General features: G+C 65.3%; 12 protein-coding genes. 6 read left to right on the forward strand and 6 right to left on the reverse strand.

Features of this window, described 5'->3' with window-relative positions; translation table 11 throughout:
* The first annotated feature begins 10 nt into the window (after positions 1-10).
* The gene (locus NLM31_RS18270) at positions 11-1,768 is read left to right on the forward strand and encodes a cytochrome c biogenesis protein DipZ (protein ID WP_254193153.1); all 1,758 of its coding nucleotides are present in this window, start codon (positions 11-13) and stop codon (positions 1,766-1,768) included.
* Here NLM31_RS18270 and NLM31_RS18275 read toward each other — a convergent pair.
* The 3 genes from NLM31_RS18275 to NLM31_RS18285 form a co-directional block, all read right to left on the reverse strand.
* The gene (locus NLM31_RS18275; RefSeq protein ID WP_254193154.1) at positions 1,755-2,543 is read right to left on the reverse strand and encodes a hypothetical protein; all 789 of its coding nucleotides are present in this window, start codon (positions 2,541-2,543) and stop codon (positions 1,755-1,757) included. The genes NLM31_RS18270 and NLM31_RS18275 overlap by 14 nt on opposite strands.
* 19 nt (positions 2,544-2,562) lie before the next feature.
* Complete coding sequence (locus NLM31_RS18280) at positions 2,563-2,901, reverse strand: hypothetical protein (RefSeq protein WP_254196223.1); 339 nt, start codon at positions 2,899-2,901, stop codon at positions 2,563-2,565.
* A 117-nt stretch (positions 2,902-3,018) separates the two neighbouring features.
* Positions 3,019-3,768: a hypothetical protein gene (locus tag NLM31_RS18285; protein ID WP_254196224.1), complete on the reverse strand. Its 750-nt coding sequence runs from the start codon at positions 3,766-3,768 to the stop codon at positions 3,019-3,021.
* 227 nt (positions 3,769-3,995) lie between these two features.
* Here NLM31_RS18285 and NLM31_RS18290 point away from each other — a divergent pair, with 227 nt between their 5' ends.
* Together NLM31_RS18290 and NLM31_RS18295 are read left to right on the forward strand one after the other, a co-directional pair.
* A complete protein-coding gene (locus tag NLM31_RS18290; RefSeq protein WP_254130694.1) occupies positions 3,996-4,658 on the forward strand; it encodes a response regulator transcription factor in 663 nt (220 codons plus the stop codon).
* A complete protein-coding gene (locus tag NLM31_RS18295; RefSeq protein ID WP_254193155.1) occupies positions 4,655-5,965 on the forward strand; it encodes an ATP-binding protein in 1,311 nt (436 codons plus the stop codon). Before NLM31_RS18290 ends, NLM31_RS18295 begins: the two co-directional genes overlap by 4 nt.
* A gap of 3 nt (positions 5,966-5,968) precedes the next feature.
* Here the strand turns inward: NLM31_RS18295 and NLM31_RS18300 are convergent, their stop codons facing one another.
* Positions 5,969-6,865, reverse strand: a complete 897-nt coding sequence (locus NLM31_RS18300; RefSeq protein ID WP_254193156.1) for an alpha/beta fold hydrolase — start codon at positions 6,863-6,865, stop codon at positions 5,969-5,971.
* 182 nt (positions 6,866-7,047) lie between these two features.
* On the opposite strand from NLM31_RS18300, the gene NLM31_RS18305 reads away from it, so the two are divergent.
* From NLM31_RS18305 to NLM31_RS18315, 3 genes are read left to right on the forward strand one after another with little or no spacing between them, the layout of a single operon-like run.
* Positions 7,048-8,436 (forward strand): class II 3-deoxy-7-phosphoheptulonate synthase, encoded by a 1,389-nt coding sequence (locus tag NLM31_RS18305; RefSeq protein WP_254130697.1) that lies wholly within the window; start codon positions 7,048-7,050, stop codon positions 8,434-8,436.
* Positions 8,437-8,440: 4 nt separating this feature from the next.
* Entirely contained in the window at positions 8,441-8,794 is a 354-nt protein-coding gene (locus tag NLM31_RS18310) for a diacylglycerol kinase (RefSeq protein WP_254130698.1), read from the forward strand.
* A 15-nt stretch (positions 8,795-8,809) separates the two neighbouring features.
* The gene (locus tag NLM31_RS18315; RefSeq protein ID WP_254130699.1) at positions 8,810-10,567 is read left to right on the forward strand and encodes an NAD+ synthase; all 1,758 of its coding nucleotides are present in this window, start codon (positions 8,810-8,812) and stop codon (positions 10,565-10,567) included.
* 271 nt (positions 10,568-10,838) lie between these two features.
* On the opposite strand, the gene NLM31_RS18320 is transcribed toward NLM31_RS18315, so the two are convergent.
* Positions 10,839-12,029: a DUF2865 domain-containing protein gene (locus tag NLM31_RS18320; protein WP_254193157.1), complete on the reverse strand. Its 1,191-nt coding sequence runs from the start codon at positions 12,027-12,029 to the stop codon at positions 10,839-10,841.
* A 142-nt stretch (positions 12,030-12,171) separates the two neighbouring features.
* Entirely contained in the window at positions 12,172-12,477 is a 306-nt protein-coding gene (locus tag NLM31_RS18325; RefSeq protein ID WP_254130701.1) for a hypothetical protein, read from the reverse strand.
* Positions 12,478-12,728 lie beyond the last annotated feature (251 nt).

A 12,728-nucleotide genomic window follows, 5' to 3' on the forward strand; every position in this document is an offset into this window, starting at 1 on the left:
GAGCAGACTCATGATCCTCTACCTGCTGGCCTATCTCGGTGGCGTCCTGACCATCGTGAGCCCCTGCATCCTCCCGGTCATCCCCTTCGTGCTGGCGCGCGCCGATCGTCCGTTCCTGCGGAACGGCCTGCCGATGCTGATCGGCATGTCGCTCGCGTTTGCCGTCGTCGCGACGCTGGCGTCGGTCGCGGGAGGCTGGGTCGTCTCCGCCAACCAATATGGACGTGGCGCCGCGCTGGTCCTGCTCGCCTTGTTCGGCCTGACATTGGTGTTTCCGGAGCTCGCCGACCGCCTGATGCGGCCGCTGGTGGCCGTTGGTGCGCGGATGTCGCAATCGGCGAGTGAGCCGGGCGAGGACAGCCTTGTCGCGCCGTTCGTGCTCGGAATTGCCACCGGCTTTCTCTGGGCGCCCTGTGCGGGTCCGGTGCTCGGCCTGATCCTGACCGGCGCCGCGCTTCAGGGCGCCAACGCCGGAACCGCGCTGTTGCTTCTGGTCTATGCGGCGGGCGCCGCAACCTCGCTGGCGCTGGCTTTGCTGGTCGGCGGCCGCGTCTTCGCCGCGATGAAGCGCTCGATCGGCGCCGGCGAATGGATCAGGCGGGGCGTCGGCGTGGCCGTGCTCGCGGCTGTTATTGCCATCTCGCTCGGCCTCGACACCGGCGTCCTCACCAACCTCTCGGTCGGCAGCACGACGTCGCTGGAGCAGGCGCTACTCGACAGATTGCATCCGAACGCGAAGACCGCGATGACTGATACGTCGATGCAGGCGAAGCCGGGCGGCGAGAACGCGTCGGATATGCTCATGGTCGAGGATCTCGATCCCAAGCTCGCCGGTGCGCAGGAGTGGCTGAACTCGCCGCCGCTGACCTTCGAGGCGCTGAAAGGCAAGGTCGTCCTCGTCGACTTCTGGACCTATTCCTGCATCAACTGCCTGCGCTCGATCCCCTATGTCCGCGCCTGGGCGGAGAAATATCGCGACCGCGGCCTCGTGGTGATCGGCGTGCACGCGCCCGAATTCGCCTTCGAGCGCAATGTCGCCAACGTCAAGAATGCGGTGTCGACGTTGAAGATCAGCTATCCCGTCGCGATCGACAATGACTACAAGATCTGGCGCTCGTTCGAGAACCAGTACTGGCCGGCGCATTACTTCATCGATGCCAACGGCAAAGTCCGTCACCATCATTATGGTGAAGGCGAATACGCGGAGTCCGAGCGCGTCATCCAGACGCTGCTTGCTGAGGCCGGGAACAAGAACGTCCCGTCCGACATCGTCGCGGTCAAGGCGTCGGGCGCGGAGGCGGCGGCCTCCGACGGCGCCGAAGTCAAATCGCCCGAGACCTATGTCGGCTGTGATCGCAGCGAGAATTTCGTCTCGCCCGGCGGCGTGGCGAAGGACGAGAGCCACGTCTATGCTGCGGGCGAGCCGCAGCTCAACGACTGGTCGCTGACCGGCAATTGGACGGTCGGCCCCGAGCGTGCGCAGTTGAACGCGCCTGACGGCAGCATCGTTTATCGCTTCCATGCCCGCGACCTGCACCTGGTGCTCGGTCCCGCCACCGAAGGCGCCAGCATCCGCTTCCGCATCACCATCGATGGCAAGCCACCCGGCGCCGCGCATGGCATGGACGCGGATGCCGAGGGCAACGGCCTGGTGACGACGCAGCGGCTCTATCAACTCGTCCGGACGCCGGACACGGTCGCCGACCACACCTTCGAAATCCGCTTCCTCGATCCCGGCGTCCAGGCCTACGCCTTTACGTTCGGCTGAGCGAGTGGTCGCCGGGATGCTGTCCCGCGCGTTGCGGAATCAGCAGCAGACAAACCACCATGAACACCGCGATCACGGCCGAGGCCAGTGGCCGGCTAAGAGCAAGTCCGCCGTGATCGAGCGGCTTGTCGAGGAAGTCGCCGACGGTCGCCCCCAGCGGTCGCGTCAGGATGAACGCGGCCCAGAACAGCGTGACGCGTGAGACGCGAGTCCAGAGGTAAAGTGCTGCGATGACGGCCAGGCCGCTCGCGAAGATCAGTGCGCCGCCGCGATAGCCCATGTCGCCGGTGTCGGCGATCCAGTCGCCGAGCGCGGTGCCGAGCGTCTGCGAGAAGGTGATGGCGCCCCAATAGAAGGCCTCGACCCGTGGTGTGCTGACGCTGTTGACCGAGATCGTTCCTTCGGTGCGATACCAGAGGCCGAGCACCAGCACGAGGCAGGCGAGAAGGAGCGTGGAGCCGCCGGTATAGCCGATGCCGAGCGAGCGGTCGGCGAAATCGGCCATCGTGGTGCCGAAGGTGGTCGAGGCCACGATGGTCGCCCAATACAGCGCCGGATTGAATTTGCGCGCACGGATTTGTGCGGCGACCAGGACGATCATCGCCGCCAGGAACAGGCCTGTGCCGGCGAGGTAGCCCCAGTTCAGCGTCATCGTGACGGTGTCGCCGCCAGTCTCGCCCAGTGTCGTGGCGGCGATCTTGATGATCCAGAAGCCGAGCGTGACCTCGGGGACCTTGCTTTCGCCGAGGAGGCTGCTCTTAGCGTAATCTTGCATGGTGTTCCTCGTTGTCGCCTCACGCCTTGGCGACGCTATCCATGATCGCAAGCAGATCGGTGATCGCCTGCTTGCATTTTGCGGCATCCGGCGTGCTTGCGCGCAGCGCCTCGAGTGCGCGATCGATCGCCTTGTCGACCGTGTGCCAGTCGGCCGCCGCGCGTGGCTTCAATCCGGCCTCGGCCTCGTCCCATCTGGTCTCGAGGTCCTTGATCCTTGTCTTGGCACCGGGCAGGTCGCCCTTGTCGACCAGCGCGGCGACATCGACGACGATGCTGCGGAATGGGGTGAGGTCGCCGAGCTTTGCGGTCGCGGCCTCCGCGAGCGGGACGAAGGTGAAGTGCTGGCTCGCACTCATGTTTGGTTCGCCGGAGAAGGTCGTCACGAGGCAAACGGCAAGCGCGGGGATGAGTTTCATTGGTCTCTCCTGGTGTAGCTCCTGCGTCGTGCAGGAGCGTTCAATGCTGTGATTGGGTTACTGCGCCGGGCCGGCGCGGCGCGCGCCTTCGCCCTCGAACGTCACCCAGGCAACGAGGCCGACGATCACGGTGAGGAAGACGATGCTGGTCTGGATCGTGCCGAGGCCCATGCCGCCATACTCGTGCGACTGCGACAGCAGATCGCCGAGCGATGCGCCGAGCGGGCGGGTGAGGATGTAGGCGAGCCAGAACGTGAGGACGGGGTTGCCGCCGATAGCGTAAGCCAATGCGACCGCGACGATCAGCGCGCCGAAGGCGACGACGCCGAGCTGGAAACCAAGGCCGAGTGCTTCGGTCGCGAGATCGCCGGCCGCAGTGCCGAGTGCGAAGGTGAACAGGATCGCCGTCCAGTAGAACAGCTCGCGCCGTGTCGAGACGATGCTGTGGATCGACAGCGTACGCTCGATGCCGTACCAGACCGCAAATGTTGCGGCGAGCGCGGCGGCGAACGCGGCGGTGCTGACATAGAGGCTGATCTCGAGCTTGTCGGTCAGGAGATCGGTGAGCTGGGTGCCGACGATGCTGACGAGGACGACGGTGAGCCAGTAGATCCACGGCACGTAGGCGCGGCGATTGAGTTGCGCGAGGAGTGCGGCAACCAGCAGGCCCGTCATGCAGATTGCGGTCACGCTCGCGCCGAGGCCGATATGCACCGCAAGATAGTCGGCGCCGGTCTCGCCGACCGTGGTCGAGAGGATCTTGATGATCCAGAAGATCGCGGTGACCTCCGGAACCTTGTTCAGCATCTGCCTTGCGCCAAAGCCTGAATATTGCGACACGCCCAAATCTCCCGAAGCCGAAGCGATGCCGGACCGTCGCGCAGGCGACTTAGGCCCGGCTTAGGGGCGGGAATTTTCCGAGCAGGGTGGTCTTCGCCGCAATTTGGGCCCGCTGGAGCGTCCTAACTCTGCGCTAAGTCGGCGCGGGCATGATTTTGACGGCCGGATGGCCTGGCGATTTTGAGGATCGAAGCTTGCGGGTTTTGCTGATCGAGGACGACAGGATGGTCGGAGCGGCCGTCGAACAGGCGCTGAGGGACGCCGCCTACGCCGTCGACTGGGTCAGGGATGGCGAGACCGCGTTGCTCGCCGCGGCAAGCGAGTCCTACGAGGTGCTGCTGCTCGATCTCGGTCTGCCGAATGCCGATGGTCGCGATATCTTGCGGCGACTGCGTGCGGATGGCCGCAAGCTTCCCGTCATCATCGTGACGGCGCGCGATGCACTCGACGACAGGATCGAGGGGCTCGATCTCGGCGCGGACGATTACCTGGTCAAGCCGTTCGAGATCCGCGAGTTGCTGGCGCGAATGCGCGCGGTGACGCGCCGCGAAGGCAGTGGTGCGCCTGCAGTGCTTGGCAACGGCAAGCTCAGTCTCGATCCCGCGACCCGCGAGGCTTCGCTGTACGGCCAGACGTCCGTTCTGACCGCGCGTGAGTTCGCTCTGCTCCAGGCCTTGTTGGCGCGGCCCGGTACGATCCTGTCGCGGAGCGAGCTCGAGCGGCAGCTCTACGGCTGGAACGAGGAAGTCGAAAGCAATGCGGTCGAATTTCTGATCCACACCATCCGCAAGAAGCTCGGCACGGAGGCGATCCGTAACGTGCGCGGCATGGGATGGATGGTGGATCGCGCGCCATGATCAAGTCGCTGCGCGGCCGGCTGTTCATCAGCTTGACGGCGATTGTCCTGCTGACCGGTCTGGTCGGCGGCGTATTTGCACACCGGTGGGCATTCGACGAGGCCATCGAGACGCAGGACTCCGTCCTGATCCAGATCGCGGGTCTGGTTCAAGGCGGCGGTCTCACGGGAACTCAGGACCTCCATGGGGTCGATAAGGACTCCGAAGTCTGGTTGATGGAATTGGGCAAGACGCCGCAAGGCACGCAAGAGGAGCGTCAGTTGTGGCGGCTTCAGGACGGGATGCGCGACGCGACGCGAAAGGGAAAGCCGGTCCGCGTGGTGCTGCGGACGCGGTCCGACGGCAGCCGCTTTGCAGTGGCGCAGAGCACGGGCGTTCGTGATGAGATCGCGGGCGACATGGCGTTCCGTACCGTACTGCCGATTGCGATGCTCATTCCCTGCCTGATGCTGGTGATCGCCTTCGTCATCGCGCGATCGTTGCGCCCGATGGTGCGTCTGGCAGGCGATCTCGATACCAGGCCCGCCGATGACATGACGGCGCTCCCGCTTCACGACCTCCCGAGCGAACTCAACCCGTTCGTATCCTCGATCAACGGCTTGCTGCGCCGCGTGCACGACATGATGGAGCAGCAGCGCAGGTTCATCGCCGATGCCGCGCATGAGCTGCGGACACCGCTGACGGCACTGAGCCTGCAGGCGGAGAATCTCGATCAGGTCGAACTGCCGCCTGCGGCGCGCGAACGGCTTGCGGCGCTCCGGCAGGGCATGCGCCGCAGCAAGCATCTCCTGGAACAATTGCTGGCGCTGGCGCGGCATGACGCGACGCCTTCCGATCGCGCCCAAAGCGAGGTCGTGGAGCTCGATCGCGCGGCGAGAGGGGTGATTGCCGATCTGTTGCGGGACGCGATCAGCCGTGGCGTCGATCTCGGCTTCGCACGAGCTGAGCCTGTACCGGTGCGGGGCGAGCCCGTCATGCTCACCGCCATGATCCGAAATCTCATCGACAACGCGCTCCGGTTCGCGCCGGAAGGTGGCAGGATCGATGTGGCGATCTACCAGGACGGTGCGACGGGTGTGCTTCAAATCGAGGACACCGGGCCCGGCGTTTCCGCCGACGAGATCGATCGGATCTTCGAGCCGTTTTTCCGAGGGCAGCGTCCGGAGGGCGAGGGCGCGGGCCTGGGCCTCGCGATCGTGAAGCGGATCGTCGATCGGCTCGGTGGGTCGATCGAAGCGGTGAACATGACGGAGGCCGGGCGAACCGGATTGCGTGTCGTCGTCAAATTGCCGGCGGCAACCGTCTGACCCTCACTCGCCCTGGATCCATTCCGCCACGCCGCGCCACAGCGTGTCGCGGTGCTCGGGGCGGAAGAAGCCGAAATGGCCGATCGTCTTGGCGCCGACGTCGGACGGCTTCACCGTCAGCACCTCCGGCTTGATCGCGGTGAAGCCGGACGCGAGCAATTCGACCGCCGGCCGCGTTGCCCAGGGATCGTCGGAGAAGCAGAGCGCGCGCAGCTCGCCCTTGAACTTCGTAAAATTCTCCAGCGCCGGCAGCTTGGAATCGAACAGATAGCGCGGGCTTGAGACCCAATCGGCCCATTGCAGGAAGACGCCCTTGGGCAAATCCTCGCCGATGCCGACCCAGCCCGGCGCATAGCCGAGCGCGTGGACCAGCGGCACGCCGACGCAATTCATGAAGGCGAAGACGCGGTATTTCTCCGGCGACGTCATCAGCCGCCAGGTCGCGGCCTGCGAGGCCACGAACGCCGCGCGCGAAATCTCGCTGTTGTTGTCGATCAGCCCGAGCGCCTGGCCGCCGAAGGAGTGACCGACATAGGCAAGCGGCAGGCCATGATAGCGCTCGCGCATCCAGCGTACCGCGGCGGTGACGTCCTGCGCGGCCCAGTCGGACATCGAGGCCTTGAAGCCGACCAGCGATTTCGGCTGGTTGTAGCCGACCATCGCCGGCTGCCGGGAGTCGCCGATGCCGCGATAGTCGTAAGTGAGCACCGCGCAGCCGCGATGGGCGAGATAGGAGGCAAAGCCGCGATAGATCCTTCGCGGGACGGCGGTCGCCGAGTTGATCAGGACGGCATGCCGCTTGGCGCCACGCGGCAGGAACAGGGTGCCGGTCAGCGCATACCCGTCGGTCGCCGGGAAGCTGATCTCGTCGATGAAAACGTCGTCCAGTGGCGCGTCCATGGGTGGAAGCTGTCTTGCCGGTTTCCTCTGCCTCCCCCAGCAAATGCGAATTCAGCTTTTCTCGCAAGGGTTTGCGTCACAAAATGGATTTACAACTGGCGGTGTCGCTTTAGCCTGTGTATAAGGCGGCCCTCGCAACCCACAGATCAGGTTGCACTTTTTTGCTTCACGGAGAGATTGCGATGTCCGAGCGGTGGACGCCCGAGTCCTGGCGCAGCAAGCCGGTGCTACAGGTGCCCGATTATCCCGACGCCAAGGCCCTGGCCGACGTTGAGGCGCAGCTTGCAACCTTTCCGCCGCTGGTGTTTGCCGGCGAGGCGCGCAATCTGAAGAAGGCGCTGGCCCGTGTCGCGGCCGGCGACGCCTTCCTGTTGCAGGGCGGCGATTGCGCCGAGAGCTTTGCCGAGCACGGCGCCAACAACATCCGCGATTTCTTCCGCGTGCTGCTGCAGATGGCGGTGGTGCTGACCTATGCCGGCGCGGTGCCGGTGGTGAAGGTCGGCCGCATCGCCGGCCAGTTTGCAAAGCCGCGCTCGTCGCCGACCGAGAAGCTCAACGGCGTCGAGCTGCCGAGCTATCGCGGCGACATCGTCAACGACATCGCCTTCACCAAGGAAGCGCGCGTGCCGGATCCGCAGCGCCAGCTGATGGCCTATCGCCAGTCGGCCGCGACGCTGAACCTGCTCCGCGCGTTTGCGACCGGCGGCTTCGCCAATCTCGGCAGCGTGCATCAGTGGATGCTCGGCTTCCTCAAGGATAGTCCGCAGTCCCGCCGCTACAAGGAGTTGGCCGACCGCATCTCGGACGCGCTCAACTTCATGCGCGCCTGCGGCCTCGATCTCGAGAGCCATCCAGAGCTGCGCGCCACCGATTTCTACACCAGCCATGAGGCGCTGCTGCTTGGCTACGAGCAGGCCATGACCCGCGTCGATTCCACGACCGGCGACTGGTACGCGACCTCGGGCCACATGATCTGGATCGGCGACCGCACCCGCCAGCTCGATCACGGCCATGTCGAATATTTCCGCGGCATCAAGAACCCGATCGGCCTGAAGTGCGGTCCGTCGCTGAAGCCGGACGAGCTGTTGAAGCTGATCGACGTGCTCAACCCCGACAACGAGCCGGGCCGGTTGACGCTGATCAACCGCTTCGGCTCCGACAAGGTCGCCGACCATCTGCCGGGCCTGATCCGCGCCGTGAAGCGCGAGGGCAAGGTGGTGGTCTGGTCGTGCGATCCTATGCACGGCAACACCATTACCTCGACCACGGGCTACAAGACGCGGCCGTTCGATCGCGTGCTGTCGGAAGTGAAGTCGTTCTTCACCATCCACGCCGCGGAAGGGACGCATGCCGGCGGCGTGCATCTGGAGATGACCGGCCAGGACGTCACCGAATGTATCGGCGGCGCCCGCGCCATCACGGACGAGGACCTCAACGACCGCTACCACACGGTCTGCGATCCCCGCCTCAATGCCGAGCAATCCATCGACATGGCCTTCCTGGTCGCCGAACTGCTGAAGCAGGAACGCGCCGGCAAGGTCAGGCCGATGCCGGCCGCGGCGGGGCTCTAAGACCTTGCTGCGGATCTGGAAGGCCACGATCAATTCCCGCAACGGTCTGGCCTTTGCGTTCCGCTCGGAACAGGCCGTCCGCGAGGAGATTTTTGCGCTGATCCTGTCGCTGCCGGTGGCGTGGTTCGTCGCCGCCAGCGCGACGCGCGCGGTCGAGCTGGTTTGCTCGGTCGCCTTCGTGCTGGTGGTCGAGTTGCTCAACACCGCGATCGAGAAGCTCGCCGACCGCCTGACCATGGATCACGACAAGCAGATCGGGCGGGTCAAGGACATGGGCTCGGCCGCGGTTGGCGTTGCGCTGCTGATGGCCGGCGCGTTCTGGATCATCGCGATCATCGAACGTCTGGGGTTCCTCTAGCTGGACGAGGCGGCCATGACCGAACGTCTCAACGCATTCGCGGTCACGCTCGCCCAGCTCAATCCGACCATGGGCGATATCGAGGGCAATGCCGCGAAGGTTCGCTCGGCACGCGCGCGAGCCATCGCCGATGGCGCCGATCTCGTACTGTTCCCGGAATTGTTCATCGCCGGCTATCCGCCGGAAGATCTGGTGCAGAAGCCCGCGTTCCAGGCCGCCTGCCGTTCGGCAATCGAAGCGCTCGCGCGTGAGACCGCTGACGGCGGCCCGGCGTTGCTGGTCGGCACGCCCTGGGTCGAGGATGGCAGGCTCTACAATGCCTGTGCGCTGCTCGACGGCGGCCGCATCGCCGGCTTGCGCTTCAAATGCAATCTGCCGAACTACGGCGTGTTCGACGAGAAGCGGTTGTTTGCGCGCGGGCCGGCGGCAGGCCCCGTCACCGTGCGCGGCGTGCGGATCGGCGTGCCGATCTGCGAGGACATCTGGCTGGAAGAGTCCGAGGACTACGAGAACGTGGTCGAGACGCTGGCCGAGACCGGCGCCGAGATCATTCTGGTGCCGAACGGCTCGCCCTATGCCCGCGACAAGAACGATGTGCGTCTGTCGGTGGCGGTCGCGCGGGTCACCGAGAGCGGCTTGCCGCTGGTCTATCTCAACCAGGTCTGCGGTCAGGACGAACTCGTGTTCGACGGCGCGTCGTTCGCGCTCAACGGCGATCTTTCGCTCGCCGCGCAACTGCCGGCGTTCGAGGAGAACGTCACGACGTTGCGCTTCATCAGAAACGGCGGCGATTGGCGTTGCACGGGTCCGATCGTGGAGCAGCCCGAGGGCGACAAGGCCGACTATGCGGCCTGCGTCCTCGGCTTGCGCGACTACGTCAGCAAGAACGGTTTTCCCGGCGTGCTGCTCGGCATCTCCGGCGGCATCGATTCCGCACTCTGCGCGGCGATCGCGGTCGATGCGCTCGGCGCCGACCAGGTACACGGCGTGATGCTGCCTTATCGCTACACGGCGGCACACTCGATTGCCGACGCGGGCGAGCTCGCCGGCCATCTCGGCATCCGCTACGAGGTGTTGCCGATCGCGGAAGCGGTGGGCGGGTTCGAAACCATCCTGTCCGGCATCTTCAAGAACCTGCCGCCCGATATCACCGAGGAAAACCTCCAGGCTCGCACCCGCGGCACGCTGTTGATGGCGATCTCCAACAAGACCGGGCTGATGGTGGTGACGACAGGCAACAAGTCGGAAATGTCGGTCGGCTACGCCACGCTCTATGGCGACATGAACGGCGGCTTCAACCCGATCAAGGATATCTACAAGACGCAGGTGTTCCGGCTGGCGACGCTGCGCAATGCATGGAAGCCCGACGGCGCGCTCGGACCCGCGGGCGAGGTGATCCCGCCCGATATCATCACGCGCCCGCCGACGGCGGAGCTGCGTGAGAACCAGACCGATCAGGACTCACTGCCGGCCTACGAGGTGCTCGATGCGATCCTCGAGCGTCTGGTCGAACGCGAGGAGCCGCTCGACCAGATCATCGCCGCGGGCTTCGACCGCGAGACGGTGACCCGCATCGACCATCTCCTCAACGTTGCCGAATACAAGCGCCGCCAGGCCGCGCCCGGCGTGAAAGTGACGCGGAAGAATTTCGGCCGCGACCGCCGCTATCCCATCACCAACCGCTTCCGCGACCGGGGCGAGACATTGCCCGCGCCCGACGAGACCCTGGTCTCGCGCGGCAGCAAGGCGTCGATCGACGCGTTCGAGGGGTAGGGTAGGCTGACCTTTGCGGTACCTCTCGTACTGCGGGCGAGATGGGCGCCATTGCGCCCTCGCCCCTTGCGGGAGAGGGCAGCACGGTCGTCGAAACGAATTCAGTCGGGTGAGGGGTTCTATCCGCGTACTCTCATGTACACATGCGAGCGCGGATAGAACCCCTCATCCGGCGCCATAGCCGATGCGTAGCATCGGCGTTCTCAAGAACGGCGGCCGAAGGCCGCCTTTGCCACCTTCTCCCGCAAGGGGAGAAGGGAAGTAAGAAACCTTACTTCTGCTGCTGCGGCAGGAAGCTGGGTCCGACCGAGCGGATCGGCTTGTTCTCCGACGCGGCCGTGGTGCTCGTCTCCGCAGGCGGCGTCGCGGCAGGTGCCGTCGCCGTCGTCGGCGCGGGAGCTGCGCCCTTCTTGGCGTTCGCGGGCGCGCCCTTGGTGAGCTGCCGCTGCTGCATCTTCTTGGCGCTCTCCTCGGTGACGATGATGTCGCCCTGCTGCTCGACGGCCGCCTTGTCATCGGCCGATTTCAGCGCGTCGGCCCAGGTCTGGCCCGCCGCTTTGCAAGAGCAGGACGGGTTGAACTCGCTGCGGAATTTGAAGGCGGTCGGCAGCGCCGTGTAGGGCTGGCCGCTGATGGACACCGCCGAGCTCATGTCCTCGCCGGGATTGCGGTGGGCATAGAGCACGGCTTCGGCCGCCGGGCACAGCGCCTTGCAGGTCTTCTCGTCGTCGGGGAAGCGCGCCGGCACGGTCGCAAACGAGATCGGGAAATAGGCGCCGTCACAGGTGCGCACGCACACGGTGCGATAGGTGCCGGACTGCGGGCCGCCGAGATCGGCGGGTGGCGCGCCGGGCGGATTATTGGGGTTGTTGCCGCCGTTGAACAGATTGCTCAGGAAGTTGCCGCCCTGCGACTGCGCGGCGTTGGCGTATTGCGGGCCGCAATTGTTCTGCGCAAGCGCAATCAGCACCGAGCGGCGCTGGCTGTCGCGTTCGGGGCTGCCGCCGCCGGGACCGCCACCGCGCAGGCGTTCGAGATTGCCGGTGATCTGGTCCAGATTGGCGCGCATCTGCTGGATCTGGGTGTTGACCGGGCCGCATTGCGCCGACTGGCCGTTGAACAGCGAGAAGAAGCCGGAGGAATCGCAGCCCATGCGCTTGGCCTGCATGGTGACGCGATCGAGCTCGGCTTGCTGGCGGGTCTGGGAATCCTGGTAGCGGCGGATCTGGTCGTCGCGCGCGGGATCGCTGCTGCCGCCGCGGTCGAGCGCGGCAAGCTGTCCTTCCAGGCGCACGCACATCGGGTTCGGTCCGAGACCGCCTTGGGCGGGCGGAGGCGGCGGTGCGCCGGGCGGGCCGGCCTGAGCAAAGGCGTCAGTGGCGAGCACGACGCTGAGAAGCACGGTGCAGGCAAGCAGGGAGCGGGGACGGGACAGGGACAAAAATTCAGGCATATCCGCCATTCTAGCGATGTCACGGCCCCAAGTGACTTCGAATGTGATTTGGCGGGCCGAAGCGCGCCCTCCAATAGCCGCTTCCTGCGGCATCGTCACGTCGTTTCAGGGGCCGCAAACGGGTCCTAAAGTCCGCCAGTTCCGAGCGAATTCAGCGCTGGCAGGTGATTGCGACATATTCGTCGCAATGGCCATGGGAGCAGTTTGCGCCGGATTTGGGGACAGACCCGGTAATTTCATCGGGATCGACCCGGCGGTAGGCCGATGCCTGCGCAAAGTCCCGTGACTGACAGTAGGTGCGGGCGACCTGCGCACCGCATTTCTCGCCCTTGGCCAGGCATTGGTCGACGCCGTAGCCGTCGGCTTGGTTGGCGATGATGAAGACGCGGGTCTCGGCGAAGGCGCTGGATGCCGCAAGGATGGAGGCGCAGGAAATGAGCGCGAGCAGGGACCGCATGAAATCACCTTGGGGCAAAAGGAGGAGCTGCCGGTTCCAGAATGGGCTCAAATGGTTAAGGATCATGAACCATCAGGGCGGGCGGCCGCGCATTGCGGAGATAAACCGGCATTTTCGCGGCTCTCTTGACGAAAGGGCGCCTCATAGCCCATATGTCGCCGCATGAACGGTCTCCTCGCCATCTGCATTATTTGCCGCGAGATTACGAGCTAGCGATTCGCTGGCTGGAGCCGTCTTTTCTCAACCACATT

It is taken from the genome of Bradyrhizobium sp. CCGUVB4N, from assembly GCF_024199945.1.
GTDB lineage: Bacteria > Pseudomonadota > Alphaproteobacteria > Rhizobiales > Xanthobacteraceae > Bradyrhizobium.